Raw genomic sequence first — 24,119 nt, 5'->3', positions numbered from 1 at the left:
GAGACCCTGCATTGAAAGCCATGATTTTTGCAGCCGGGCGCGGCGAACGCATGCGCCCGCTGACCGATGCCCATCCCAAGCCGCTGCTGCAGGTGGGCGGCAAGCCGCTGATCGTCTGGAAGATCGAGGCGCTGGCGCGCGCCGGCTTCAAGGACATCGTGATCAACCACGCCTGGCTCGGCGAGCAGATCGAGCAGGCGCTCGGTGATGGCAACCGCTTCGGCGTTCGCCTGGCGTACTCAGCCGAGCCCAGCGCGCTGGAAACCGCCGGCGGCATCGCCCAGGCGCTGCCGCTGTTGTCGGCCGCACCCGAGCGCGGCGAGATCTTCCTGGCGGTATCCGGCGACATCTTCACCGATTACGACTTCCGCGCCCTGCTGCCCCGCGCGCGCGCCATGGCCGGTGCGCCCGAGCCGCGCATGCACCTCGTGATGGTGCCCAATCCGCCGTTCCATCCGGGCGGCGATTTTGCGCTCGGCGCCAACGGCCTGTTGTCGCTCACGCCCACGGCGACGGCGCCGAGCCTGACCTTCGGCAATATCGGCCTGTACGACACCCGGCTGTTCACCGCCATCGAGCCCGGCCAGAAAGTTGCCATGACGCCCTACTATCGCGCCGCCGTGGCGGCCGGGCTGGCCAGCGGCGAGCGCTTCGACGGCGCCTGGGAGAACGTCGGCACGCCGGCCCAGCTGGCGGCCCTCGATGCCCTGGTGCTAGCGCGAGCCGGCACCGCTTGCGCACCCTTGCCCTGAGCGGGTCCGGCCAGTCCAGCCCCGCGCCGGCAATCCGACGGCGTTAGAATCGTCCTATTCCCCATCCACGTGGCCCAACACATGTCCGCACCCGACTCCGCCCTCCTTCTCGCCTGTCGCGACCGGCGCGCCCGCGTGCTGCAGCAATTACGCGCCGCCGGCGGCGGCGTGGCGATCCTGCCCACCGCGCCGGAAGCCATGCGCAACCGCGATAGCGACTATCCCTATCGCCATGACAGCTATTTCTATTACCTGACCGGCTTCACCGAGCCGGAGGCCGTGCTGGTCCTGGTGGCGCAGGCGGGCGGCGCCGAGCGCAGCATCCTGTTCTGCCGCCCCAAGCACGAGGAGCGCGAGATCTGGGATGGCTTCCGCTATGGCCCGGAAGGCGCGCAGGCGGCCTTCGGCTTCGACGAGGCACATTCGGTCGAGGAAATCGACGCCCTGCTGCCCTCGCTGCTGGCCGACCACGCTGTGGTGGCCTACCCGCTGGCCGCCAACACCCGCACCGATATGCAGGTGCGGCGCTGGCTCGAAACGGTGCGCATGCAGGGCCGTGCCGGCGTGACCGCGCCATCGACGGCGATCGACATCCGCACCATCCTCGACGAGATGCGCTTGTTCAAGGATGCCGGCGAGATCGCCACCATGCGCCGCGCCGCCGAGATCTCGGCCCAGGCCCATGTGCGCGCCATGCGTGCTTCGCGCGAGGGCCTGCGCGAATACCACCTGGAAGCCGAGCTGCTCTACGAATTCCGCCGCCACGGTGCGCAGAGCGTCGCCTACAACTCGATCGTCGCCACCGGCCCCAATGCCTGCGTGCTGCACTACCGCGCCGGCCCCGCCGAGCTGCGCGATGGCGACCTGTGCCTGATCGACGCCGGCTGCGAGCTCGATGGCTACGCGTCCGACATCACCCGCACCTTCCCCGTCTCCGGCCGCTTTTCGCCAGCCCAGCGCGAGCTGTACGACCTGGTGGTGGCCGCGCAGGAAGCCGCCATCGCCGAGACCCGCCCCGGCGTGCCCTACAACGTGCCGCACGACGCCGCCACGCGAGTGCTGGCGCAGGGCATGCTTGATACCGGCCTGCTCGACGCGAACCGTTGCGGCGGCCTGGACGAGGTACTCGCCAGCGGCAGCTACCGCCAGTTCTACATGCACCGCACCGGCCACTGGCTGGGCATGGACGTGCATGACGTGGGCGAGTACCGCGTGCCCGGCGCCGCGCCGGCCGAGGGCGAACGCGCCTGGCGTCCCCTCGCGCCCGGCATGGTGCTGACGGTGGAGCCCGGCATCTACGTGCGCCCGGCACCGGAAGTGCCGGAGCGCTTCTGGCATATCGGCATCCGCATCGAGGACGATGCGGTTGTCACCGGGGGCGGCTGCGAGCTGATGACGCGCGGCGTGCCGGTCAAGGCGGACGAAATCGAGGCGCTGATGCGCGACGCGGGAGGTACACGATGATCAGTTGGCTACGCAAGATACTTCCGAGCGGCGAGCGCCCACAGACCAGCCGCGCACGCGCCGTTGATCCCGCGCAACCGTTCGTGGTCAACCTCTATGATGACCGCCTGGTCGTGCATCGCCCCGATGGTCAGCGCGAAGAACTCGAATGGGACGTGATCGAACGCGTGGTGGTGCGGGTCTCGAACCGCGAGCCATGGGCCGGGAAGGCCTGGCTGATCCTGGTGGGAGACCCCAAGGCCGACGGCACGCCCCGGGGCTGCGTGGTACCGCTCGACGCGGCCAACCATGCGGCGCTGGTGGAACGCCTGCAGGCATTTCCCGGCTTCAACCAGCAGAAGCTGGACAACGCCCTGAGCGACGCGGCGGCGGGCAAGCACCGCACCGACGCCAACTGCTGGAAGCGCGGCGTACAGCCGGCGGAGTCCGGCGCCATGGGCAATGCGAGCAACGACAGCAACCTCGTCGCCCAGCCAGGCAGCGCGCATGAGCCCGGCAAGCACTGAAGCCTGCGCGGACACGGATATCGCCATCGTCGGCGCAGGGCCGGTAGGGCTCGCGCTGGCCTGCCTGTTGCTGCGCAAGAGCCCGTGGCGCCTGACCTTGATCGACGCCGCCACGCCGGCGCGCGCGTCCCGCGATCCGCGCGCCATCGCGCTGTCGTACGGCAGCCGCCAGCTGCTCGAGCAGATCGGCGCGTGGCCCCGCGCTGTCACCCCGATCGAGCATATCCATGTGTCGCAACGCGGGCGGTTCGGCCACGTCAAGCTCCACAGCCACGACTACGACGTACCTGCGCTGGGCTATGTGGTGCGCTACGGCGAATTGTGCGAGGCACTCGAGCGTGCGCTGGCCCAGGCCGTCCAGGCCAGCCCCGCCCCCGCTGGCGAACGCCTGCGACGGGTCTACGAGACGCGCATCGATCAGCTGGAGCAACCTGGTCCCGATACGGCTGCAGCCAGCCTGGTGCGCCTCTGCGGCCATGGGCATGACCAGCAGCCCGCCGCCTTCGGCGCGCGCCTGGTGGTGCAGGCCGAAGGCGGCCTGTTCCACCAGCAGTCCACCCGCGCGGAGCGTGGCGTGCAGGGGCAGAAATACCGGCGCGACTATGGGCAGACCGCCATCGTGGCCCACGTGGCCTGCTCGCGCCCGCAGCCCGGCTGGGCCTGGGAGCGCTTTACCGAGGAAGGCCCGCTGGCACTGCTGCCGCATGAAGAGCACGGCACACCCGGCTACGCCCTGGTCTGGTGCTGCCCGCCGGAACAAGCGGCGCGCCGGCTCGCGCTGCCCGAAGGGGAGTTCCTGGCTGAACTGGAACAAGCCTTCGGCCCGCGCATGGGCCGCTTCACCGGCATTGGCAAGCGCCATGCCTTCCCGCTTGGGCTGAACGCGGCGCCCGTCACCGTGCAGGGCCGCGTGGTAGCGGTCGGCAATGCGGCGCAGACGCTACATCCGGTAGCCGGCCAGGGTCTCAACCTCGGCCTGCGCGACGCCTTTGCCCTGGCGCTCGCGCTGCGCGCCGACTGCAGCCCGCAGGCCTTGCAGGCGTTTGCGGCGCAACAAAAGCTGGATCGGGCCGTCACCATCGGCGTGACCGACCTGCTGCCGCGCGTGTTTGGCGTTTCCTACCCGCTCGCTGCCCACGCGCGTGGGGCGTCCCTGGCGGCGCTCGCTTGCCTGGGACCGCTCAAGGACACGCTGGCGCACCAGATGATGTACGGCATGCGCCGCTAAAGGCTGCCAAGGGCCGCCGGCGGCCCTGTTGTCAACATTGTTTGCAATCCGGCCCGGTGCAATATTTGCTCAAATCTTGAGCAACCCGGGGCGTTTGGCGGTAAAATCCTGCCCTCACACATGCCCACTGAATGACGCCGAGCACTGTTTCGGCAGGGCATGCCATTTTCATTTTTGTCTAGTTGCGGGCCGCCTTGCGGCCCCTCGTCAGTCGCTACAGTCGCTACCAGTCTCTATCGTGCAAATCGGACCGCACCAACTCCGCAACAACCTGTTCGTCGCGCCCATGGCCGGTGTGACGGACCGGCCATTCCGCCAGCTGTGCAAACGGCTGGGGGCGGGCTATGCGGTGTCCGAAATGGTCGCCTCCAACGCACAGTTGTGGAAGAGCGAAAAGACCATGCGGCGCGCCAACCACACGGGCGAAGTCGAGCCCATCGCGGTGCAGATCGCCGGCGCCGAGCCGGCCATGATGGCGCAGGCCGCGCGCCACAACGTGGAGCGCGGCGCGCAGATCATCGACATCAACATGGGCTGCCCGGCCAAGAAGGTGTGCAATGTGGCCGCCGGCTCGGCGCTGCTGCAAAACGAGCCGCTGGTGGTGCGCATCGTCCAGGCGGTGGTCGCCGCCGTGGCCGAGGTCGATCCGCGCGTGCCCGTCACGCTCAAGATCCGTACCGGCTGGGACCGCCAGAACCGCAATGCGCTTCGCATCGCGCGCATGGTGGAAGACGCCGGCATCAGCATGCTCACCGTGCACGGGCGCACGCGCGCCGACCTGTACAAGGGCGAAGCCGAGTACGAGACCATTGCCGCGGTCAAGGCAGCGCTCTCCATCCCCGTGGTCGCCAATGGCGACGTCACCACGCCGCAAAAAGCCAAGCATGTGCTGGCCGTGACCGGCGCCGACGCCATCATGATCGGCCGCGCGGCGCAGGGCCGGCCCTGGCTGTTCCGCGAGATCGAGCACTACCTGGCCACCGGTGAGCTGCTGCCGTCACCGGAAGTGGCCGAGATCCGCGCCATCATGAACGCGCACCTGGAAGACCACTACGACTTCTACGGCGAGTTCACCGGCGTGCGCACCGCGCGCAAGCACATTGCCTGGTACACGCGCGGCCTGGCCGGCGCCAACCTGTTCCGCCACCGCATGAACACGCTGGACAGCACCACGGCCCAGCTCGCCGCGGTCAACGAATTCTTCGATGAGCAGGCGCTGCTGTCCGAGCGCCTGGTCTATGTGGAAGACGGCGCGGACGGCACGGATGACGCCGACGACGAGAAATGCAACAAGTCGAACAACAACAATAACGGGGAGTTGCTTGCCGCATGAGCCGCAACGCTATCGACCAGTGCATCCGGGACAGCCTGGGTGCCTACTTTCGCGACCTGGACGGTGAAGAGCCGTCGAATATGTACAACATGGTGCTCGAAGCCGTGGAACGGCCGCTGCTGGAAGCAGTGATGGCGCGCGCCGAGCGCAACCAGTCGCTCGCGGCCGCCTACCTGGGCATCAATCGCAATACGCTGCGCAAGAAGTTGCAGCAGCACGGTTTACTTTGAAGCGTCTCCCCATAGCCATGATCAAGCAAGCCCTCCTCTCCGTATCCGACAAGACCGGCATCGTCGAATTTGCCCGCGAGCTCAACTCGCTCGGCGTCGCGCTGCTCTCCACCGGCGGCACCGCCAAGCTGCTGGCCGATGCCGGCCTGCCCGTCACCGAGGTGGCCGACTACACCGGTTTCCCCGAAATGCTCGACGGCCGCGTCAAGACCCTGCACCCGAAGGTGCACGGCGGCATCCTGGCCCGCCGCGACCTGCCCGAGCACATGGCGGCTCTCGCCGAGCACAACATCCCCACCATCGACCTGCTGGTCGTGAACCTGTACCCGTTCCAGCAAACCGTGGCCAAGGATGACTGCTCCCTGCCGGACGCCATCGAGAACATCGACATCGGCGGCCCCACCATGCTGCGCTCGGCCGCCAAGAACCACCGCGACGTCACCGTCATCGTGGACCCGGCCGACTACGCGCCGGTGCTGGAAGAAATGCGCGCCAACGCCAACAGCGTCGGCTACGACACCAACTTCCGCCTGGCCACCAAGGTGTTCGCCCACACCGCGCAGTACGACGGCGCCATCACCAACTACCTGACCAGCCTCGGCGCGGACAAGGCGCACCAGACCCGCAGCGCCTACCCGCAGACGCTGAACCTGGCCTTCGAGAAGGTGCAGGAAATGCGCTATGGCGAGAACCCGCACCAGTCAGCCGCCTTCTACCGCGACCTGAAAGCCTCCGACGGCGCGCTGGCCAACTACACGCAGTTGCAAGGCAAGGAACTGTCGTACAACAACATCGCCGACGCCGATGCGGCATGGGAATGCGTCAAGACCTTCGGCGCTGCCACCGGCGCGGCCTGCGTGATCATCAAGCACGCCAACCCGTGCGGCGTGGCAATCGGCGCCAATGCGCTGGAAGCCTACGAAAAAGCCCTCAAGACCGACTCGACCTCGGCCTTCGGCGGCATCATCGCCTTCAACGTCGAGCTGGACGAAGCCGCCGCCCAAGCCGTGGCCAAGCAGTTCGTCGAAGTGCTGATCGCCCCGTCGTTCAGCGCCGGCGCGCGCGCCGTGTTTGCTGCCAAGCAGAACGTGCGCCTGCTGGAAATCCCGCTGGGCAACGGCCTCAACCCGTATGACTTCAAGCGCGTCGGCGGCGGCCTGCTGGTGCAAGGCCCCGACGCCAGGAACGTCCAGCGGGACGAACTGCGCGTGGTGACCAAGCGCCAGCCCACGCCCAAGGAAATGGACGACCTGATGTTCGCCTGGCGCGTGGCCAAGTTCGTCAAGTCGAACGCCATCGTGTTCTGTGGCGGCGGCATGACGCTAGGCGTCGGCGCCGGCCAGATGAGCCGCGTGGACTCGGCCCGCATCGCCAGCATCAAGGCGCAGAACGCCGGCCTCACGCTGGCGGGCTCGGCCGTGGCATCGGACGCCTTCTTCCCGTTCCGCGACGGCCTGGACGTCGTGGTGGACGCAGGTGCCACCTGCGTCATCCAGCCGGGCGGCTCGATGCGCGACGACGAAGTGATCGCCGCGGCCGACGAGCGCAATATCGCAATGGTGTTGACCGGCGTTCGCCACTTCCGCCATTGAGGTCCGGGCCTGGTCCGTGCGGTTGCAGCGGGCTTGGCAAACGAACTCATCGCGGCATCGCGAGCGCCCGCCCTCTCCCCCGGCCCCTCTCCCGCAGGCGGGAGAGGGGAGCCAACCAGCGGACAAGGTGAAGGATTCGGTGTAGCCGTGATTCCCGCCCGAGGGGCGGAAATCACCCAAGCGCGATGCGAAGCGAGCCGTGAAGGTGTGCCAAGGCCGTATGGGGCGCCTCGGGATTCGACGAAAAGAGCGGAAAAGAGGGACCCATGTCTGAGTATCGCCTTAAGGCGATGCGAGTTTGGGTCCCGGCCGCTCTTTTCGTCGAAGCCCGAGGGGGTAGTCGCCCCATCCGGCGCGCCTTCTTTGCCTACTTTCTTGGCAAGACAAGAAAGTAGGTCTGCCGCCCCGCAGGGGTGGTGAAACTGCAGTTGCAGTTGCAGTTGCTTTTGACTTCAGGCCGTTGCAGTCGAAGTAGCAATTGCAGCCGCCCCTCCCCTCCCAACGTTACAATCCCCCATCACCCATTAAAAGCCGAGCCCGACCCCCATGCGTATCCTCGGCATCGACCCCGGCCTCCGTACCACCGGCTTCGGCGTGCTGGAAAAGCACGGCAACAAGCTAACCTACATCGCCTCCGGCACCATCAAGAGCGACGGCGACAGCGGCCTGCCGGCAAGGCTGAAAACCCTCTTCGACGGCATCAGCGAAGTCACCCGCACCTACACGCCCGATTGCGCCGCAATCGAGAAGGTATTCGTCAACGTCAACCCGCAATCCACGCTGTTGCTGGGCCAAGCCCGCGGCGCGGCGATCTGCGGGCTGGTCACGCATGGCCTGCCGGTGTTCGAGTACACGGCACTTCAGTTGAAGGTGGCGGTGGTCGGCTACGGCCGCGCCAACAAGGAGCAGGTGCAGGAAATGGTGATGCGCCTGTTGAGCCTGACGGGACGCCCCAGTTCCGATGCGGCGGACGCCCTGGGCATGGCAATCTGCCATGCCAATGGCAGCAACACGCTCACCGCCCTGACCGGGCTGGCCCCGGACCTGGTGCGCAAGGGCATGCGGGTACGGCGTGGGCGCCTGATCGGCTGAGCGAGCCCAGGCGGCCAGGCAGCCGCTTGCACCTTCAAGTCTCTTACAATCGAGCGATCGCCCGTCAAAGGATGCCGCATGCTCCGCTCGCCTCGCGCGTTCCGCGCCTTGAATCCGCCTCGCTCCGCTCGCCTGCCGGCGCTGTTGTCCGCGCTGGCCGCCGCGGTTCTCGCCGGCTGCGCCGCGCCGCCGCCCGTGGCCACTGTCCCGGCAGCCCCGGCCCCGGCCCCAGCCCCGGCCGTGCCCAAGGCGCTGGTGATCGGGCATCGCGGCGCTAGCGCGCTGCGCCCTGAACACACGCTGGCGTCCTACCAACGCGCCATCGACGACGGTGCCGACGTGGTGGAACCAGACCTGGTGATGACGCGCGACGGCGTACTGGTGGCCCGGCACGAGAACGAGATCGGCACCACGACCAACGTGGCGGAGCTGCCCCAGTTCGCCAGCCGCAAGCGCATCAAGGTAATCGACGGCGAACGCCTGGATGGCTGGTTCACCGAAGACTTCACGCTGGCCGAGCTCAAGACGCTGCGCGCGCGCGAGCGTATTGCGCAGGTGCGCAAGGCCAATACCCAGTACAACGACAAGTTCGAGATTCCCACCTTCGACGAAATCATCGATCTGGTGGCCAAGGCATCGCAACGCAGCGGCCGCGTGATCGGCCTGTACCCGGAAACCAAGCACCCGAGCTATTTCCACGGCATTGGCCTGCCGCTGGAGGAGAAGCTGGTGGCCACGCTGCAAGCCCATGCGTACACGCGCAGCGCGCCGGTGTTCGTGCAGTCCTTCGAGACCGGCAACTTGCGCGAGATGCGCCAGCGCCTGGCCCAGGGCATGCCGAATGTGAAGCTGATCCAATTGATGGGCGGCGCGAAGAACCGGCCTGCCGACTGGCGCCTGGCTGGCGACACCCGCACCTACGCCGACATGATGACGCCGATCGGCTTGCGCGAAGTGGCCAGCTACGCCAACGGCATCGGCCCGGAGAAGTCCAGCGTGGTGCCCCGCGACGCCAACGGCAACCTCGGCACGCCGACCGCGCTGGTGCGCAACGCGCATGCGGCAGGCTTGCTGGTTCATCCCTATACTTTCCGTCCCGAGAACACCTTCCTGCCGCGCAACCTGCGCACCGGCGGCGACGATGCCACGCGCAGCCCCAGCGGCATGGTGCGCGAGGTGCAAGCCTTCCTCGCCGCCGGCATCGACGGCTTTTTCACCGACGATCCCGCGCTGGGACGCCAGGCGGTGGACACGCTGGGCCAATAGCAGATAGCAGATAGCCGATAGCTAATGCAGCCCGGCCGCGCCGGTACTCCGCACGCTGGGCTACACTGGCGGCCTTCGCGATGGCGGGCCTTTCCCCGCGCTGGCCGCCGCACTCCCTTCCCATCCCGGCGCGCGCGCCGTAATTCGCTGCAGACACTACACCATGATCGGACGCATCGCCGGCACCCTCATCGAGAAGAATCCCCCGCACCTGCTGGTCGATTGCCACGGCGTCGGCTACGAGATTGACGTGCCGATGAGCACCTTCTACAACCTGCCCGCCGTCGGCCATCCCGTCACCCTGCTGACCCAGCAGATCGTGCGCGAGGACGCGCACCTGCTGTACGGCTTTGGCAGCGCCACCGAGCGCAACACCTTCCGCGAGCTGATCAAGATCACCGGCATCGGCGCGCGCATGGCGCTGGCGGTGCTATCCGGCATGTCGGTCAGCGAACTAGCGCAGGCCATCACGCTGCAGGAAGCCGGACGGCTGACGCGCGTGCCGGGCATCGGCAAGAAGACCGCCGAGCGCCTGCTGCTCGAACTCAAAGGCAAGCTGGGCGCCGAGCTTGGGGCAGCACCCGGCAGCACGCCGGTGCACGACAACGCCGTCGACATCCTCAACGCGCTGCTTGCGCTCGGCTACTCGGAGAAAGAGGCGGCGCTGGCGATCAAGCAGGTGCCCGCAGGCACCGGCGTGTCCGACGGCATCAAGATGGCGCTGAAATCGCTATCCAAGGGTTGACCCGGCCGGGCCAAGGAGGCTCCCGGCGCTGAGCCTGCGCGGCCGGCGCAGGGCTCGCGCGTCCGGCGCCATGCCCGGAAGGGCTACAATCCAACCACTTTGCCCGCATCCGTAACATGATCGAAACCGACAAGCTAGCCACCGAGCGGGGCGCCGATCGCGTGATCGCCCCCACCGCCGTCTCCCCCAACGAGGAGGCCTTCGAGCGGGCGCTGCGTCCCAAGCTGCTCGACGAATATGTCGGCCAGGAAAAAGTGCGCGGCCAGCTCGACATCTTCATGCACGCCGCGCGCAACCGGCGCGAAGCGCTCGATCACGTGCTGCTGTTCGGGCCGCCGGGGCTGGGCAAGACCACGCTGGCGCACATCATCGCTCGCGAAATGGGCGTCAACCTGCGCCAGACCTCCGGCCCGGTGCTGGAACGCCCGGGCGACCTGGCGGCGCTGCTGACCAACCTGGAAGCCAACGACGTCCTGTTCATCGACGAAATCCACAGGCTATCCCCGGTCGTCGAGGAAATCCTGTACCCGGCGCTCGAGGATTACCAGATCGACATCATGATCGGCGAAGGCCCGGCTGCACGCTCGGTCAAGCTGGACCTGCAACCTTTCACGCTGGTCGGCGCCACTACCCGCGCGGGCATGCTGACCAACCCGCTGCGCGACCGCTTCGGCATCGTGGCGCGGCTGGAGTTCTACACCGCCGAGGAGCTGTCGCGCATCGTCACGCGCTCCGCCCAGCTGCTGGGTGCCCGCATCGACCCGCTGGGCGCGCTGGAAATCGCACGCCGCGCGCGCGGCACGCCACGGATCGCCAACCGGCTGCTGCGCCGCGTGCGCGACTTCGCGGAAGTCAAAGGAGACGGAAACATCACTCGCACTATCGCGGACGCCGCCCTCGCCATGCTCGACGTGGACGCGGTCGGCTTCGACCTGATGGACCGCAAGCTGCTGGAAGCGATCCTGCTCAAGTTCAGCGGCGGCCCGGTGGGCGTGGATAACCTGGCCGCTGCCATCGGCGAGGAGCGCGACACCATCGAGGACGTGCTCGAGCCCTTCCTGATCCAGCAGGGCTACCTGCAGCGCACGCCGCGGGGCCGCATGGCCACGGCCGCCGCCTACCGGCACTTCGGGCTGGCGGCGCCCGGCGAGAGCGATTCGGCCCCGGCCTGAGCGGCATCGAAACCCGCACATCGAAACCCGCATTAAGTAGTTTCGAGGCCCGCAGACAATTCTTTTGTCGTGCATTGCTGGCTGCTTCCTCCTTGTCCACAATGACTTAGCCCCGACCGCCAAGGCAAGGCGACAACTGACGGCAGATGCCCGACGGCCGGCTAACTGATCCCAGACAGGAGAGAGCACATGAATCGACGCCACTTTGTCAGCCGGCTGGCGGGCTCGGGCCTGGTCGTGGCCACCGCGTTCGCGGCTGGCTGCACCACCACCGGCACCAATGCGCCAACCGACGCGGCGGCCAAGAAGAAAGAGATCGACGCGGGTGCCGACGGGGCACTCAACCGGCTGTTCGCGACGGTCGACAGCTCGCGCGAGCTGGCCTCACGCGCCCAGGGCATCCTCGTGTTCCCGCGAGTGCTGTCGGCAGGGCTGGTGGTCGGCGGCGAATACGGCGAGGGCGTGCTGCGCTCCAAGGGCGCCTCGGTGAGCTATTACCGCACCACCTCGGCCTCGGTCGGCGCGACCGCCGGCGGCCAGTCCAAATCGGTGGTGCTGATGTTCATGACGCCCGATGCCTACAACAAGTTCGTCAACAGCAGCGGCTGGACGGTCGGTGCGGATGCCGGCGTGGCGCTAGCCAAGGTCGGTGCCAACGGCAAACTCGATACGATCACCGGGCAGCAGCCTGTGATCGGCTTCGTGCAGACCAATGCCGGGCTGATGTTCGATGTGTCGCTGGACGGCTCCAAGATCAGCAAGCTGAACATCTAGCCGCAGCCCGCGCAGGCAGCCCTGGCCCGGGGCGACCCGGCCAGGGCACGCGCTCGTCTACAGTGTGGCGGGGCAAGGCGGCGGCGCGGCTGGCATAATCGCCCAAAAATCGCCCCTGGAACACCCCGATGACCATGTCAAGCGCCACGCCCGCCCACAGCGGGCGCGTCTATCGTTACTACGATCTCGTGATGGTGGCTTTCGTCACGGTCCTGCTGTGCTCCAACCTGATCGGCGCGGCCAAGGCGGCCCAGGTCACGCTGCCGGTGATCGGCCCGGTGACCTTCGGCGCGGGCGTGCTGTTCTTCCCGATTTCGTACATTTTTGGGGACGTGCTGACCGAGGTCTACGGCTACGGGCGCGATCGCCGCGTGGTCTGGGCCGGATTCGCGGCGCTGGCGTTCGCCACCTTCATGAGCCTGGTGGTGCTGAAGATGCCGGTGGCGCCCTTCATGAGCGATTACCAAAAGAGCCTGGAAGACGTCTTCGGCAATACCTGGCGCATCGCGCTGGGCTCGCTGATCGCGTTCTGCTGCGGCAGCTTCACCAACAGCTATGTGCTGGCCAAGATGAAGCTGTGGACCAACGGCCGCTGGCTGTGGACCCGCACCATCGGCTCCACGCTGGCCGGCGAGCTGGTCGATTCCTCGCTGTTCTACGTGATCGCCTTCTACGGCATCTGGCCGCTGGAGAAAGTGATCCAGGTCGCCATTGCCCAGTACTTCCTCAAGACCACGTGGGAAGTGGTGATGACGCCGGTCACCTACAAGGTGGTGAACTTCCTCAAGCGCGCCGAGCGCGAAGACTACTACGACCGCAATACCGATTTCACGCCCTTCCGCCTGCGGGTGTAAGACGCGCCTGGCGCAGCCAGCGCGGCTCAGGGCACCCTGCGGTCGACTTCGTCGAGGGTGAGCGCTTCCAGGTGGCCCACGTCCGCCCATTGCATAACCGTGAGCCGCACGCTGTCGCAGCGCAGCCGGTTGATGCTGGCATTGAGCAATTCGTGCCGGCGCGGCGCCTCCAGCGTCATGTCATTGGCTTCGCGGTACAGGCAGTCCAGCACGCCGCCGTGGGCCACCAGGGCAATGCGCTCGCCGGGATGGCGGCGCCCGAGCGCCAGCGCGGCTTCCACCGCGCGCTCATGAAACGCCAGCAGGGACTCGCCGCCATCGGGCGCGTAGTCGGGAACCCGCGCTTGCCACCTGGCGAAATCCTCGGGCAGCTGCTCGGCCACTTCCGCGTAGGTCATGCCTTCGAGCGAGCCGTAGCAGCGCTCGCGCAAGCGGGGATCGGGCTGCACCGCCAGGCCGAGCGCCTCGGCCAGCGGCGCCGCCGTCTGCATCGCGCGCGACAGGTCGCTGGCGTAGACCGCATCGATCGGCTCGACCGCCAGCGCCTGGGCCAGGGCATCCGCCTGCGCCACGCCGGTGGCGTTGAGCGGAATGTCGAGCTGGCCTTGCAGGCGCCGCTCGCGGTTCCATGCTGTCTCGCCGTGGCGGATCAGGATCAGGTGGGTGAAGGCCAGCGAATGCGGCCCGGGCAATTGCGACATGCCGTTTCCTTTAGGCGATCTTGGCGGCGCTACGCTGTGCTGTCATGGCGCCCCCGGGCGCGCAGCGCTTGCGCGCCGCGCGGCCCGTGCTTACTTCGCCGGCTGGCCGGCGAGATTCGGGTTGAGGGTATAGGTGCCGGTGTAGGCAGCCTGCGCCAGCACATGGCCCTGGATGGCCTCGCGCACCTGGGCGCCGGTGAAGGTGCCCTCTAGCGGCAGGCAGTCCAGGTCGAGCGCATAGACGGTGAACACGTAGTGGTGCACCAGGCTGTCGTTCCACGGCGGGCAAGGGCCGTCGTAACCGTAGTAGTCGCCCTTCATGTCCGGGTCGCCGGCGAACCAGCCGGTGTAGTCGTTCAGGCCGTGGCGCAGCCCACCTGCCGCGGCCGTGCCGCCGGTGGCCTCGGGGCCCGGCTTGCCACGCGCGATCACGCCATCGCTGTGGGTGCCCGCGGAGATGGTGCGCAGCCCCATCGGAATATCCACCAGCACCCAGTGAAAGAAGTCCACGCGCGGCAGCGAAGCGGGCACTTCGCGGCCTTCCTGGTTGACGTCGTCACCACGGCTGGGCACATCCGGATCGTGGCAGATCAGCACGAAGGAACGCGTCTCGGCCGGGGCCTCGTCCCAGTGCAGGTCGGGATTGCGGTTGCTCGACAGCGTCACGTGGGTGGCGGGGTCGATCGCACCGAAAGCGAACTCGATCGGAATCGGCCCGTTGTCGCTGAATGCCTTGCTCCAGAGCTTCATGTTTCTCTCCTTGCTGGGTTGCGCCGCGCACTGCGCGGCATGCGGGATCAGGCCAAGGCCGGTCCCGGCGGTGACGTGCGGCGGCGGTAGCTGAGCTGCAGCAGGCCGTCGTCGAAGGCGCGGTGCGCCGCCAGTTGCCAGTCCACGCTGCCATCCGGCGAAGCGATCATGCCGTCGAGGCTGGTGGCGATGTAGAGGGTGACTGTCTGGGTCATGTCCTGGGTCATGTCCGGTCAGGCCGTCGCCGCATCAGCGGCTGGCCTGGGCTGGGCTGGCTGGGAGTGGGCGGACGGCGCGGCCGGCGGCACGCGCAGCCAGAAGGTGACCGGACCGTCGTTGACCAGGCTGACTTGCATCATGGCGCCGAACTCGCCGGTCTGCACCTCGCCGTGCGCAGCACGCGCACGCGCCACGAAATGGTTGTACAGGCGTTCGCCATCGGCGGGCGCCGCGGCCGGGGTGAAACTGGGCCGCGTGCCACTGTTGGTATCGGCGGCCAGCGTGAACTGCGACACCACCAGCAGGCCACCGCGCGTGCCGCGGCCATCGATGTCCTGCACGGGCAGGTTCATCTTGCCGGCCTCATCGGAGAACACACGGTAGGCCAGCAGCTTGGCGAGCAGGCGTTCGGCCTGCGCTTCGGCGTCGCCGCGCTCGGCGCAGACCAGCGCCAGCAGCCCGGCGCCGATCTCCCCGGTGGTGCGGCCATCGACAGTGACGCGGGCCTGGGCGACCCGCTGGATCAACGCAATCATGAGCCGTTCCTGCCCGGCCTCAAGCCAGCGTCACGCGTGCGAAGCGGCGCTTGCCCACCTGCACGACGTAGCTGCCGGCCTCGACCTTCAGCCCCTTGTCGCTGATGATGGTACCGTCGATCTTGACGCCGCCCTGTTCGATATTGCGGTTGGCTTCCGACGTGGACGGCACCAGATTGGCCTGCTTGAGCAACTGGCCGATGCCCAGCGGTGCGCCGGAAAGGCTGACCTCGGGGATTTCGTCGGGCACGCCGCCGCGCGCGCGGTGGTTGAAATCCTCGAGCGCGCGGTCGGCATCGGCCGCGCTGTGGAAGCGCGTGACGATCTCCTGGCCAAGCATCACCTTGCAGTCGCGCGGATTACGGCCCAGCGAGATCTCCTGCTTCATCAGGTCGATCTCGCTCATGTGGCGGAACGACAGCAGCTCGTAGTACTTCCACATCAAGTCATCCGAGATGCTCATCAGCTTGCCGAACATCTCGCTCGGGGCTTCGGTCACGCCGATGTAGTTGCCCTTGGACTTGGACATCTTCTCCACGCCATCCAGGCCCACCAGCAGCGGCATGGTCAGGATGCACTGCTGCTCCTGGCCGTATTCCTTCTGCAGCTCCCGGCCCACCAGCAGGTTGAACTTCTGGTCGGTGCCGCCCAGTTCCAGGTCGGCCTTGAGCGCGACGGAGTCGTAGCCCTGCATGAGCGGGTAAAGGAACTCATGCACCGAAATCGGAATCCCAGTGCGGAAGCGTTTGGTGAAGTCGTCGCGCTCCATCATCCGCGCCACGGTGTACTTGGCCGCCAGCTGGATCATGCCGCGCGCGCCCAGCGGATCGCACCACTCGCTGTTGTAGCGGATCTCGGTCTTGGCCGGATCCAGTACCAGGCTCGCCTGGCTGTAGTAGGTCTGGGCGTTGGCCTCGATCTGCTCGCGCGTGAGCGGAGGACGGGTGGCGTTGCGCCCGGACGGATCGCCGATGGTGGAGGTGAAATCGCCGATCAGGAAGATGACCTGGTGGCCCAGGTCTTGCAACTGACGCATCTTGTTGAGCACCACCGTGTGGCCGATATGGATATCGGGCGCGGTCGGGTCCAGCCCCAGCTTGATGCGCAGCGGCACACCGGTGGCCTCGCTGCGCGCGAGCTTGGCCAGCCATTCGGATTCGACCAGCAGTTCGTCGCAACCGCGCTTGGACACCTCCAGGGCGTGCATCACGGTGGGCGTGAGGGGGTAGGAAGTGGCAGCGCCGGAGGAAACTTCAGTCATGACGTAAGTCTTTGAAAAACATGAGAATTCAGACCGCGGCACAAAACGGCTTGCGGCCGGTTTTGGTATAATCCGCGCTTCTTGTGCAAACGGGAATGTTCCCGTGGGCCAACCGCCATTCTAGGCGGCAAACCAATATGGCAGGCGCCGCACCTCCGGGGAGGAAGGCAGACGAGGCAAAAAATCGTCGCGGCAACGCAGCCCGAAACAAAGAGTGAATTTTACGTGATGTGGTCCAGACTCCGCGAAGTTTTCGCGCGGGAGCTGGTGGTTCTGGTCGATCCTACCAATGCCCTGCACGCCCGTCGGCGCAAGCAGTTGACAGCGGCGGTGGGTACGGTGTTCACGCTGGGCATGGCAGCCGCCATGGGCGTGGCCCCCCGTAGCGCCTTCGACGACCCCCAGGCTCCGCGTGTCCGGGAGGCGATACGCCTGCCCGATCTACGCACGCAACTCGAACAGCTTACCGAAACCGACGCCACCTTTGTGCGCGAAGAGCGCATGCAGCGCGGCGACACCATTGCCAGCCTGCTCAAGCGGCTCGGTGTGGACGACCCCGATGCGCAGGCCTTTATCCGCCGCAACACCACCGCGCGCGGCCTGTTCGACCTCAATCCCGGCCAGACGGTGCAGGCCGAGGTTGACGAGAACAACCTGCTGGTGTCGCTGCAAGCCAATCTCGGTGGTGACGCAAACGCCTCCCGCGAACTGGTGATCGAACGCGCGGGCGACCCTGCCGATCCGGTCTACAAGGCCCGCGTGCAGTCGGTGAAGAACGAGCTGCACTATGAGATGCTGTCCGGCGCCATTGCCTCGGGTGGTTTCTTCAAGGCCATGGACGCGGCCAATGTGCCCGACGAGATCGTCCAGCAGATGCTATCGATCTTCTCCGGCGTGATCGATTTCCACCATGACATCACCAGCGGAGACCGCTTCCGCATCGTCTACGAAGCGGGCTTCCGCGACGGTGCGTTCGTGCGCAACGGGCGCGTGATGGCGGTCGAGCTGATCAACCACAACCAGTTGCACCAGGCGCTCTGGTACGCACCGGAAGGCAGCAAGCAGGGCGCATACTACACCTTTGACGGGCGCAGCATGAAGCGGCCGTTCCTGCGCTCGCCGGTGGAGTTCTCGCGCGTGTCGTCGGGCTTTGGCGGGCGCGACCATCCGCTGCACCACCACTGGGCACAGCACAAGGGCGTGGACTTTGCCGCACCTACGGGCACCAAGGTGATGGCCACCGGCGACGGCGAAGTCGAGTTTGTCGGTCAGCAGAACGGCTACGGCAACATCGTCATCCTCAAGCACCATAGCGGCTACTCCACCTACTACGCGCACCTGTCCGGCTTTGCCACGATGAAGCGCGGGCAGCATGTGTCGCAAGGCGAGGTCATTGGCTACGTCGGCCAGACCGGCTGGGCCACCGGCCCGCACCTGCACTACGAGTTCCGCGTCAACGATGTGCCGCTGAACCCGCTGGCCATCGCCGCGCTCGACACGCCCGCTCTGTCCGGCCCGGCGCGCCAGCAGTTCCTGAGCTATACCAGCGAGATGCTCAGCCGCATCAACGCGCTGCGTACCTACAACGTGGCTTCGGCCAGCAATTGATCCATCGAGCCTGCCCAGCATGCCAACTTCGTCCCCAGACTGCTTTATCGGCATCATGTCCGGCACCAGCATGGACGGCGCGGACGGCGTGCTGGTCGATTTCTCGGGGCCACGGCCCACGGTGCTGGCGGCGGCCTTCCAGTCCTTCCCGGCCGAACTGCGCGACGCGTTCAGCGCGCTGCAGCAGCCCGGCGATGATGAAATCCACCGCGAGGCGCTGGCCGCCAATGGGCTGGCGCGCGTCTATGCGGCTTGCGTGGCAACCCTGCTGCGCAATGCCGGGCTGGCGCCGGAGGCCATCGCGGCAATCGGTGCGCACGGCCAGACCGTGCGCCATCGGCCCGGCTTGTACGACGGCATCGGCTATACCCGCCAGAGCCAGCAACCCGCGCTGCTGGCAGAGTTGACGGGCATCGACGTGGTGGCGGATTTCCGCAGCCGCGACGTGGCGGCCGGCGGCCAGGGCGCACCCTTGGTACCGGCGGTGCACCAGGCGCTGTTCGGCGACGCCGCCCAGACACGGGTGGCCTGCAATATCGGCGGAATCTCCAATATCAGCGTGCTGCCCGCCGCCAGCGAAGGCGGCGCGGCGCGGCCGGTCACCGGCTTCGACTGCGGCCCGGGCAACGTGCTGCTCGACTACTGGATCGACCGGCATCACGGCCTGGCCTACGACGCCGACGGCGCCTGGGGCGCCAGCGGCAAGGTCGACCAGGCGCTGCTGGCGCGCCTGCTGGCCGAGCCTTATTTCAGCGTGGCCCCGCCCAAGAGCACGGGCCGCGACCTGTTCCATCCTGCTTGGCTGGAAAATCATCTTTCCCAGCACGGCACGGCACTCGATCCCGCCGACGTGCAGGCCACGCTGGCCGCGCTGAGCGCCGAAGCCATCGCCCGCGATGTCAAGCAGCACGCGCCCGACGCGGCGCGGCTGATTGTGTGCGGCGGCGGCGCCCGCAACCGCCTGGTGATGGCGTTGCTGGCGCAGGCGCTGCCCGCTGTCACGGTGCAAAGCTCGGACGAACTGGGCGTTCCGGTATCACAGGTGGAGGGCATCGCTTTTGCGTGGCTGGCGCGGCAGATGCTGCACGGGGCGCCGGGCAATGTGCCTACCGTCACTGGCGCGGCCGGCCCGCGTGTCTTGGGCGCGCTCTACCCTCGATAGCCACACCTCGCCACCCTCACGCCGGCTCGGCGTGGCCTGCCTCGCAAACCCACTGGATAAACGCTTGCGCGACGGGCGAAGGCCGCATGGCTGGCGAACGCGCCAGCACCACGCGCTGCGGCGCCACGGCCTCGCGCAGCGGCAAGCAAACGATGGGCTGCCCGTCATAGCTGTGGTCGCCCGCGGGGCGCGTGCATGACAGCGCCACGCCATAGCCGTGCGCCACCAGGCCGCGCTGCATCTCGAAGGTCTGCGTGTACTGGTGCAGTTGCGGGCGCAAGCCGTGCGCCCAGAACAGCGAGAGGAAGTACTCACGTGTTTGCGCAATATCCTCCAGGATCAGCCGTTCGCCAGCAAGGTCTTTCAGACTTACGCTTTGCTGGGCGGCCAGCGCATGGCCGGGGTGCAGCAGCGCGTAAGGCGCAAGCCGGGCAAGTATCCAGCGCGCAATGCGCTGGTCGAAGCCGAGATCGTAGGTCAGCGCCAGTTCCGCCTTGCCGGCAGCGAGCGTGCGATGCACCGTGGCCAGGTCGGCCTCGAACAGCGTCACGGCAACATGCGGATGCAGCCGCCGGAAGCCGGCCAGCAGCCGCGGTGCGTAGTAAGCGCCAAGATCCTGGAAGCACGTCAGCGACAGTTGCCCGCTAAGGCCGCGCGCCTGTGCCTGGTCCACGCCATCGGTTGCCAGGCCGGCGGCCAGCGCCAGGATGTCGCGGGCGCGGCCCAGCAGGCGCTGGCCAGCCGGCGTCAGCTCCAGACCGCGGCTGACCTGGCGGCGAAACAGGGTCTCGCCTAGCGTTTCCTCAAGCTGCGCCACGGCCTGCGACACGGAAGGCTGCGATACGTGGCGCGCACGGGCAGCCGCGCTGATGCTGCCGTGCTCGGCGGCCGCGACAAAATACTCGAGCTGGCGGAAGGAGAATCCAATCATGATTTCCTATACTACAGCATAGGAAATATATTCTTTTCCTATTGCCATGCTGCCCCGATACTCGTCCCAAGCCAGCCATCCACGGGACCCTCATGCACATCACCGCAACCGAAATCGAGACCTACCAGCGCGACGGCGCCCTGGTGTTGCGCGGCGCCTTCACTCATTGGGTGACGCCGCTGCGCGAAGGATTCGAGCAGAATCTCGCGAAGCCGGGCCCTTTTGCCATCGAGAACGTCGGCAGCGGTGAGCGCGGCCGCTTTTTCGAGGATTACTGCAACTGGGAGCGCATCCAGCCGTTCGCCGACTTCATCCGGCGCTCACCGGCCGCAGCCATCGCCGGCCACATCATGCAGGCCGAGGCCGTCCAGGTGTTCCACGAGCACATCCTGGTCAAGGAACCGGGCACGGCAAAGCCCACACCGTGGCACCAGGACCTGCCCTACTACTGCGTGGATGGCCTGCAGACCGCGAGCTACTGGATCCCACTGGACCCTGTCACCACCGCCAATACCTTGCGCGTGGTGCTGGGCTCGCACCGCTGGCCCAAACTGGTCAGGCCCAAGCGCTGGGCCAGCAATGAGAATTTCTATGCTGGCAGCGACCGCTTCATGGAGATGCCGGACGTGGACGACGGCAGCCACACAATCCTGATACCGGAGCTGGAGCCGGGCGATGCCGTGGTGTTCGACTTCCGCACGGTACATGGTGCCGCGGGCAATACCGGCACGGGACGCCGCCGCGCCTTCTCGGCACGCTTCCTGGGCGACGACGTGCGCTACCTGGAGCGGCCTGGCCGCACCTCGCCGCCCTTCCCCGGAATCGGCCTGGCCAGCGGCGAGCGGATGCGCGAGGACTGGTTCCCGGTGGTCTGGCGCCGGGACGCATAAATAAAAAAGCGCACCAAAGTGCGCTTTTTTATTGCCGCGAGAACCTGTCGGAAGCCGCGGCGCCCTTGCGAGCCTTATACCGAGAACGAAGAGCCGCAACCGCAGGTGGTGCTTGCGTTGGGGTTCTTGATCACGAACTGTGCGCCGTTGATGTCTTCCTTGTAATCGATCTCGGCGCCCACCAGATACTGGTAGCTCATCGAATCGATCAACAGCGTGACGCCATTCTTGTCCAGCGTGGTGTCGTCCTCGTTCACCTCTTCGTCGAAGGTGAAGCCATACTGGAAGCCGGAACAGCCGCCGCCCTGCACGAACACGCGCAGTTTCAGATCGGCATTGCCCTCTTCCTCGATCAACTGCTTGACCTTGTCGGCAGCGCTGTCAGTAAAGACGAACGGGGCCGGCATGTCCTCGGTAACGGGTGCCTCTGCGACTGCGTTCATGGGGTTCTCCTATGTAGATACGCCTGTATTTTAAGCGCTCCGGGAAGATCGTGCCGAAACCCCGTGAATTCAAGGGGTTCTGTTGATGCAACCAGGCCACGGGTGCCGTATCAGGCGGATTCTTGCGTGCCGGATGCCAGAACCAGGTTGGGCAGCGCCTTGGGTTGCGCATTGCCGAGCGGCACGAGACGGCCCTCCACCAATGCCCCCTGGTGCATTTCCAGCGCGGCGTAGTGCACCTCGCCCTGCACGCGGGCGTGCGGTTGCAGCTCCAGCAGCTCGGTCGCGTGCACAGGCCCGGTGACCGTGCCGTTGAGAATCAGGTGCCCGACCCGGACTTCGCCCTCGACCACACCTTTTTCGCTGATGACCAGCATGCTCGCCTGGTCGGCAGCCGCCGTCACGTTGCCGCGTACCCGGCCATCCAGGCGCAGGCCACCCGAAAACGTCAGGTCGCCCTGGATCACGCTGTGCTGGCCAATCAGGGTATCGATCGACAAGCCCTTCTTTTTGGAAAACAACATAGGTCCCTTTTTTCGTTGCTGGCCCAGCGCACCCTCACGGCATGGCCGTCTGGGTCGCGCGCAACTGACCGTTTTGCAAAATTCGTACCGTGACCGCCCGCACTGTGGCGCCGGCAGGCAGCGCAAAGGCACTTTCGATCCGCTGGTAGTGCGTGACCTGCAGGCCAGGCAACGAACCGGCGCCATTTTCCGGCAGGCTCAGGGTGACCGGCTTGCCATCCCGCAACAGCGAAACGACCAACTGTAACTCACCGCGGAACTCCGGCAAGGATGAAAAAGCCTTGGATCCACCCTGCATTATCAGCAATCGATAGTGCATCTTCAGTGGGTCGGCTTCATCAAGACCCACGCGAAAACTCCGCACATGGATGCCGGACGTATTGCCGCTGGCCGGGAGCAGGCCCTCGAAAAATGCCAGGTCTTCCTTGAGTTGAGCGACCTCGCCTTCCGCCGTCTTCAACTGCCCGGCCAGCGCCTCCTGGGCGCTGCGGGCCATCTGCAACTGCGCCTCGGCGGTGTTGGCCACCGCCTGCAAGCGCTCGTGCTGAGCCGTCATCGCCGCCACCTGCTCGCGCAGCGCCTTGTTTTCCGCCGTCATATCCGGCGCACCCGTCAGCCGCCGGCCAGCGTCGTACGCCCAACGCGCGGCGACCACCACCACCACGAGCACGACGACGAGCGCCGCGGCGGCGCCCAGCACGCGCAGCGGCCACGGCAGATGCGAACGCACCGCCAGGCTCCCGGATAGCGAGCCCCGGCGCGGGCGCAGCACGCGATACTTCATGCGCCGCGGGCTCGCGGCACCGTCAGGCGGGCGCGGTGCAGGTCGGCAGGCCATCGCATCCAATGCATCATGGTCGGGTTCTCCGGACGGCAAGAGCAGGGATTGTATCCGGGGAGATGCAAAGTATTTGTAAAACGTGGTGATAGCCTGCCGTTGCGCGGCATTGCACGCGCCTTCACCGGCGCTAGCGGCGAAAAAAAAACCGCACGGCGAACCGTGCGGTTTTTTCTGAACGGCCAGATCCGGTTGAACCGGACCCGCCGAACACACATTAACGCTTCGAGAATTGCTTCCGACGACGCGCCTTGTGGAAACCGACCTTCTTACGTTCCACTTCACGCGCATCGCGCGTGACGAAACCGGCCTTGGACAGCGACGGCTTCAGGGTGGCATCGTAGTCGATCAGTGCACGGGTGATGCCGTGGCGCACTGCGCCGGCTTGACCCGTTTCACCGCCGCCAGTGACGTTGACCTTGATGTCGAAGGTCTGTGCGTTGGCAGTCAGTTCGAGCGGCTGGCGCACGATCATCAGCGAGGTTTCGCGAGCGAAATACTCATTGATGGGCTTGCCATTGACGATGATATCGCCCTTGCCCGACTTGATGAAGACCCGAGCCACTGCGCTCTTGCGGCGGCCAGTACCGTAATTCCAATTTCCGATCATGGATGGCCCCCTTAGATTTCCAGCGCTTTAGGCTGCTGCGCTTCATGCGGATGCTCGGCTTCGGCGTAAACCTTCAGCTTCTTGATCATCGCATAGCCCAGCGGGCCCTTCGGCAACATGCCCTTCACAGCTTTTTCCAGGGCACGGCCCGGGAAACGTTGCTGCATCTTACCGAACGTCGTTTCGTAAATGCCGCCCGGGTAACCCGAGTGACGATAGTACTTCTTGTCGGTTTCTTTGGTACCCGTGACACGCAGCTTGCCTGCGTTGACGATGATGATGTAATCACCCGTGTCGACGTGCGGAGTAAATTCCGGCTTGTGCTTGCCGCGCAGTCGGCGTGCCACTTCGCTGGCAACACGGCCGAGGACTTTGTCCGTCGCGTCAATCACGTACCAGTCGCGCTTAACCTCTGCAGGCTTTGCGGAAAAGGTCTTCATGATTTTTCCTGAGACTTGTAGAACCTGCCCGAAACATTGACTTTACGTCGTCGGCCGACCCTTAGGATCTGACCTTCCTGCTTGTATGTGCAGGCTCTCCCTGAATTCCTTCCCGCGGGCATGACGGAAAAGCCTACGAGTATACTGCGGACTGAGGCCGGAGCACAAGGAAAGTTAGGGAAGAACGCCAAGATGGTG

The 24,119-nt window shown here is 66.4% G+C and carries 27 protein-coding genes; 16 read left to right on the top strand and 11 right to left on the bottom strand.

All coding sequences use genetic code 11. The features are described from left to right. Nucleotides 1-11 precede the first annotated feature (11 nt). The 13 genes from murU to AC1Q7Q_RS37285 all read left to right on the top strand — a co-directional run bounded on the left by murU (nucleotide 12) and on the right by AC1Q7Q_RS37285 (nucleotide 13,008). Nucleotides 12-752: an N-acetylmuramate alpha-1-phosphate uridylyltransferase MurU gene (gene murU / locus AC1Q7Q_RS37345; protein ID WP_492376414.1), complete on the top strand. Its 741-nt coding sequence runs from the start codon at nucleotides 12-14 to the stop codon at nucleotides 750-752. A gap of 81 nt (nucleotides 753-833) precedes the next feature. Beyond that, entirely contained in the window at nucleotides 834-2,216 is a 1,383-nt protein-coding gene (locus tag AC1Q7Q_RS37340; RefSeq protein WP_492376413.1) for an aminopeptidase P N-terminal domain-containing protein, read from the top strand. After that, nucleotides 2,213-2,722 (top strand): hypothetical protein, encoded by a 510-nt coding sequence (locus tag AC1Q7Q_RS37335; protein WP_492376412.1) that lies wholly within the window; start codon nucleotides 2,213-2,215, stop codon nucleotides 2,720-2,722. Before AC1Q7Q_RS37340 ends, AC1Q7Q_RS37335 begins: the two co-directional genes overlap by 4 nt. Continuing rightward, nucleotides 2,703-3,950 carry a UbiH/UbiF/VisC/COQ6 family ubiquinone biosynthesis hydroxylase gene (locus AC1Q7Q_RS37330; RefSeq protein ID WP_492376411.1) on the top strand — a complete coding sequence of 416 codons (1,248 nt, stop codon included), beginning with the start codon at nucleotides 2,703-2,705 and terminating at the stop codon, nucleotides 3,948-3,950. Before AC1Q7Q_RS37335 ends, AC1Q7Q_RS37330 begins: the two co-directional genes overlap by 20 nt. A 238-nt stretch (nucleotides 3,951-4,188) precedes the next feature. Then, on the top strand, nucleotides 4,189-5,283 hold the full coding sequence (dusB, locus tag AC1Q7Q_RS37325) for a tRNA dihydrouridine synthase DusB (protein WP_492376410.1): 1,095 nt from the start codon (nucleotides 4,189-4,191) through the stop codon (nucleotides 5,281-5,283). After that, nucleotides 5,280-5,513: a Fis family transcriptional regulator gene (locus AC1Q7Q_RS37320; RefSeq protein WP_006156396.1), complete on the top strand. Its 234-nt coding sequence runs from the start codon at nucleotides 5,280-5,282 to the stop codon at nucleotides 5,511-5,513. The genes dusB and AC1Q7Q_RS37320 overlap by 4 nt, the downstream gene beginning before the upstream one ends. 17 nt (nucleotides 5,514-5,530) lie before the next feature. Continuing rightward, nucleotides 5,531-7,105 (top strand): bifunctional phosphoribosylaminoimidazolecarboxamide formyltransferase/IMP cyclohydrolase, encoded by a 1,575-nt coding sequence (gene purH / locus AC1Q7Q_RS37315; protein WP_183034453.1) that lies wholly within the window; start codon nucleotides 5,531-5,533, stop codon nucleotides 7,103-7,105. A 546-nt stretch (nucleotides 7,106-7,651) separates the two neighbouring features. Further along, a complete protein-coding gene (gene ruvC / locus AC1Q7Q_RS37310) occupies nucleotides 7,652-8,197 on the top strand; it encodes a crossover junction endodeoxyribonuclease RuvC (RefSeq protein WP_492376855.1) in 546 nt (181 codons plus the stop codon). A gap of 78 nt (nucleotides 8,198-8,275) precedes the next feature. Then, entirely contained in the window at nucleotides 8,276-9,463 is a 1,188-nt protein-coding gene (locus AC1Q7Q_RS37305; RefSeq protein WP_492387283.1) for a glycerophosphodiester phosphodiesterase, read from the top strand. 163 nt (nucleotides 9,464-9,626) lie between these two features. After that, a complete protein-coding gene (gene ruvA, locus AC1Q7Q_RS37300) occupies nucleotides 9,627-10,208 on the top strand; it encodes a Holliday junction branch migration protein RuvA (protein WP_150988018.1) in 582 nt (193 codons plus the stop codon). Between the two features lie 116 nt (nucleotides 10,209-10,324). After that, nucleotides 10,325-11,380 carry a Holliday junction branch migration DNA helicase RuvB gene (ruvB, locus tag AC1Q7Q_RS37295; RefSeq protein WP_043343714.1) on the top strand — a complete coding sequence of 352 codons (1,056 nt, stop codon included), beginning with the start codon at nucleotides 10,325-10,327 and terminating at the stop codon, nucleotides 11,378-11,380. Between the two features lie 189 nt (nucleotides 11,381-11,569). Further along, on the top strand, nucleotides 11,570-12,154 hold the full coding sequence (locus tag AC1Q7Q_RS37290; protein WP_492375694.1) for a BPSL1445 family SYLF domain-containing lipoprotein: 585 nt from the start codon (nucleotides 11,570-11,572) through the stop codon (nucleotides 12,152-12,154). A gap of 128 nt (nucleotides 12,155-12,282) precedes the next feature. Continuing rightward, entirely contained in the window at nucleotides 12,283-13,008 is a 726-nt protein-coding gene (locus AC1Q7Q_RS37285) for a queuosine precursor transporter (protein WP_492375695.1), read from the top strand. Between the two features lie 26 nt (nucleotides 13,009-13,034). On the opposite strand, the gene AC1Q7Q_RS37280 is transcribed toward AC1Q7Q_RS37285, so the two are convergent. The 5 genes from AC1Q7Q_RS37280 to tyrS form a co-directional block, all read right to left on the bottom strand. After that, nucleotides 13,035-13,709 carry a histidine phosphatase family protein gene (locus AC1Q7Q_RS37280; protein ID WP_492375696.1) on the bottom strand — a complete coding sequence of 225 codons (675 nt, stop codon included), beginning with the start codon at nucleotides 13,707-13,709 and terminating at the stop codon, nucleotides 13,035-13,037. A gap of 90 nt (nucleotides 13,710-13,799) precedes the next feature. Next, nucleotides 13,800-14,459: a YbhB/YbcL family Raf kinase inhibitor-like protein gene (locus AC1Q7Q_RS37275; RefSeq protein WP_492375697.1), complete on the bottom strand. Its 660-nt coding sequence runs from the start codon at nucleotides 14,457-14,459 to the stop codon at nucleotides 13,800-13,802. A gap of 47 nt (nucleotides 14,460-14,506) precedes the next feature. Then, a complete protein-coding gene (locus tag AC1Q7Q_RS37270) occupies nucleotides 14,507-14,674 on the bottom strand; it encodes a hypothetical protein (RefSeq protein ID WP_492375698.1) in 168 nt (55 codons plus the stop codon). An 18-nt stretch (nucleotides 14,675-14,692) separates the two neighbouring features. Continuing rightward, nucleotides 14,693-15,214 carry a D-aminoacyl-tRNA deacylase gene (gene dtd / locus AC1Q7Q_RS37265; RefSeq protein ID WP_492375699.1) on the bottom strand — a complete coding sequence of 174 codons (522 nt, stop codon included), beginning with the start codon at nucleotides 15,212-15,214 and terminating at the stop codon, nucleotides 14,693-14,695. A gap of 19 nt (nucleotides 15,215-15,233) precedes the next feature. Beyond that, nucleotides 15,234-16,475 (bottom strand): tyrosine--tRNA ligase, encoded by a 1,242-nt coding sequence (tyrS, locus tag AC1Q7Q_RS37260; protein WP_492375700.1) that lies wholly within the window; start codon nucleotides 16,473-16,475, stop codon nucleotides 15,234-15,236. A 228-nt stretch (nucleotides 16,476-16,703) separates the two neighbouring features. Here tyrS and AC1Q7Q_RS37255 point away from each other — a divergent pair, with 228 nt between their 5' ends. Both AC1Q7Q_RS37255 and AC1Q7Q_RS37250 read left to right on the top strand, forming a co-directional pair. Next, the gene (locus tag AC1Q7Q_RS37255) at nucleotides 16,704-18,083 is read left to right on the top strand and encodes a M23 family metallopeptidase (RefSeq protein WP_043343687.1); all 1,380 of its coding nucleotides are present in this window, start codon (nucleotides 16,704-16,706) and stop codon (nucleotides 18,081-18,083) included. Between the two features lie 19 nt (nucleotides 18,084-18,102). After that, nucleotides 18,103-19,245, top strand: a complete 1,143-nt coding sequence (locus AC1Q7Q_RS37250; protein ID WP_492375701.1) for an anhydro-N-acetylmuramic acid kinase — start codon at nucleotides 18,103-18,105, stop codon at nucleotides 19,243-19,245. Between the two features lie 16 nt (nucleotides 19,246-19,261). On the opposite strand, the gene AC1Q7Q_RS37245 is transcribed toward AC1Q7Q_RS37250, so the two are convergent. Beyond that, nucleotides 19,262-20,176 (bottom strand): LysR substrate-binding domain-containing protein, encoded by a 915-nt coding sequence (locus AC1Q7Q_RS37245; RefSeq protein ID WP_492375702.1) that lies wholly within the window; start codon nucleotides 20,174-20,176, stop codon nucleotides 19,262-19,264. A gap of 92 nt (nucleotides 20,177-20,268) precedes the next feature. Here AC1Q7Q_RS37245 and AC1Q7Q_RS37240 point away from each other — a divergent pair, with 92 nt between their 5' ends. Beyond that, a complete protein-coding gene (locus tag AC1Q7Q_RS37240) occupies nucleotides 20,269-21,066 on the top strand; it encodes a phytanoyl-CoA dioxygenase family protein (protein WP_492375703.1) in 798 nt (265 codons plus the stop codon). Between the two features lie 74 nt (nucleotides 21,067-21,140). Here the strand turns inward: AC1Q7Q_RS37240 and erpA are convergent, their stop codons facing one another. From erpA to rplM, 5 genes are all read right to left on the bottom strand, one after another. Continuing rightward, complete coding sequence (erpA, locus tag AC1Q7Q_RS37235; RefSeq protein ID WP_017225530.1) at nucleotides 21,141-21,509, bottom strand: iron-sulfur cluster insertion protein ErpA; 369 nt, start codon at nucleotides 21,507-21,509, stop codon at nucleotides 21,141-21,143. Between the two features lie 110 nt (nucleotides 21,510-21,619). After that, nucleotides 21,620-22,033, bottom strand: a complete 414-nt coding sequence (locus AC1Q7Q_RS37230; RefSeq protein WP_174427448.1) for a bactofilin family protein — start codon at nucleotides 22,031-22,033, stop codon at nucleotides 21,620-21,622. 34 nt (nucleotides 22,034-22,067) lie between these two features. Then, nucleotides 22,068-22,817, bottom strand: coding sequence for a DUF6776 family protein (locus AC1Q7Q_RS37225; protein WP_492375704.1), 750 nt, complete (start codon nucleotides 22,815-22,817; stop codon nucleotides 22,068-22,070). Between the two features lie 271 nt (nucleotides 22,818-23,088). Continuing rightward, a complete protein-coding gene (gene rpsI / locus AC1Q7Q_RS37220) occupies nucleotides 23,089-23,481 on the bottom strand; it encodes a 30S ribosomal protein S9 (protein WP_006156414.1) in 393 nt (130 codons plus the stop codon). Between the two features lie 11 nt (nucleotides 23,482-23,492). After that, complete coding sequence (gene rplM / locus AC1Q7Q_RS37215) at nucleotides 23,493-23,921, bottom strand: 50S ribosomal protein L13 (RefSeq protein WP_006156415.1); 429 nt, start codon at nucleotides 23,919-23,921, stop codon at nucleotides 23,493-23,495. Nucleotides 23,922-24,119: the final 198 nt, after the last annotated feature.

This window comes from Cupriavidus sp. GW823-FHT07A04 (assembly GCF_058794615.1).
This window is presented reverse-complemented; position numbering and strand designations above follow the sequence as displayed.

Bases quoted from the DNA above. Each gene is read 5' to 3' on its own strand.
- AC1Q7Q_RS37340 (WP_492376413.1), top strand. From the start codon at position 834: ATGTCCGCACCCGACTCCGCCCTCCTTCTCGCCTGTCGCGACCGGCGC.
- AC1Q7Q_RS37335 (WP_492376412.1), top strand. From the start codon at position 2,213: ATGATCAGTTGGCTACGCAAGATACTTCCGAGCGGCGAGCGCCCACAG.
- AC1Q7Q_RS37330 (WP_492376411.1), top strand. From the start codon at position 2,703: ATGAGCCCGGCAAGCACTGAAGCCTGCGCGGACACGGATATCGCCATC.
- AC1Q7Q_RS37320 (WP_006156396.1), top strand. From the start codon at position 5,280: ATGAGCCGCAACGCTATCGACCAGTGCATCCGGGACAGCCTGGGTGCC.
- purH (WP_183034453.1), top strand. From the start codon at position 5,531: ATGATCAAGCAAGCCCTCCTCTCCGTATCCGACAAGACCGGCATCGTC.
- ruvC (WP_492376855.1), top strand. From the start codon at position 7,652: ATGCGTATCCTCGGCATCGACCCCGGCCTCCGTACCACCGGCTTCGGC.
- AC1Q7Q_RS37305 (WP_492387283.1), top strand. From the start codon at position 8,276: ATGCTCCGCTCGCCTCGCGCGTTCCGCGCCTTGAATCCGCCTCGCTCC.
- ruvA (WP_150988018.1), top strand. From the start codon at position 9,627: ATGATCGGACGCATCGCCGGCACCCTCATCGAGAAGAATCCCCCGCAC.
- ruvB (WP_043343714.1), top strand. From the start codon at position 10,325: ATGATCGAAACCGACAAGCTAGCCACCGAGCGGGGCGCCGATCGCGTG.
- AC1Q7Q_RS37290 (WP_492375694.1), top strand. From the start codon at position 11,570: ATGAATCGACGCCACTTTGTCAGCCGGCTGGCGGGCTCGGGCCTGGTC.
- AC1Q7Q_RS37285 (WP_492375695.1), top strand. From the start codon at position 12,283: ATGACCATGTCAAGCGCCACGCCCGCCCACAGCGGGCGCGTCTATCGT.
- AC1Q7Q_RS37280 (WP_492375696.1), bottom strand. From the start codon at position 13,709: ATGTCGCAATTGCCCGGGCCGCATTCGCTGGCCTTCACCCACCTGATC.
- AC1Q7Q_RS37275 (WP_492375697.1), bottom strand. From the start codon at position 14,459: ATGAAGCTCTGGAGCAAGGCATTCAGCGACAACGGGCCGATTCCGATC.
- AC1Q7Q_RS37270 (WP_492375698.1), bottom strand. From the start codon at position 14,674: ATGACCCAGACAGTCACCCTCTACATCGCCACCAGCCTCGACGGCATG.
- dtd (WP_492375699.1), bottom strand. From the start codon at position 15,214: ATGATTGCGTTGATCCAGCGGGTCGCCCAGGCCCGCGTCACTGTCGAT.
- tyrS (WP_492375700.1), bottom strand. From the start codon at position 16,475: ATGACTGAAGTTTCCTCCGGCGCTGCCACTTCCTACCCCCTCACGCCC.
- AC1Q7Q_RS37255 (WP_043343687.1), top strand. From the start codon at position 16,704: ATGTGGTCCAGACTCCGCGAAGTTTTCGCGCGGGAGCTGGTGGTTCTG.
- AC1Q7Q_RS37250 (WP_492375701.1), top strand. From the start codon at position 18,103: ATGCCAACTTCGTCCCCAGACTGCTTTATCGGCATCATGTCCGGCACC.
- AC1Q7Q_RS37245 (WP_492375702.1), bottom strand. From the start codon at position 20,176: ATGATTGGATTCTCCTTCCGCCAGCTCGAGTATTTTGTCGCGGCCGCC.
- AC1Q7Q_RS37240 (WP_492375703.1), top strand. From the start codon at position 20,269: ATGCACATCACCGCAACCGAAATCGAGACCTACCAGCGCGACGGCGCC.
- erpA (WP_017225530.1), bottom strand. From the start codon at position 21,509: ATGAACGCAGTCGCAGAGGCACCCGTTACCGAGGACATGCCGGCCCCG.
- AC1Q7Q_RS37230 (WP_174427448.1), bottom strand. From the start codon at position 22,033: ATGTTGTTTTCCAAAAAGAAGGGCTTGTCGATCGATACCCTGATTGGC.
- AC1Q7Q_RS37225 (WP_492375704.1), bottom strand. From the start codon at position 22,817: ATGAAGTATCGCGTGCTGCGCCCGCGCCGGGGCTCGCTATCCGGGAGC.
- rpsI (WP_006156414.1), bottom strand. From the start codon at position 23,481: ATGATCGGAAATTGGAATTACGGTACTGGCCGCCGCAAGAGCGCAGTG.
- rplM (WP_006156415.1), bottom strand. From the start codon at position 23,921: ATGAAGACCTTTTCCGCAAAGCCTGCAGAGGTTAAGCGCGACTGGTAC.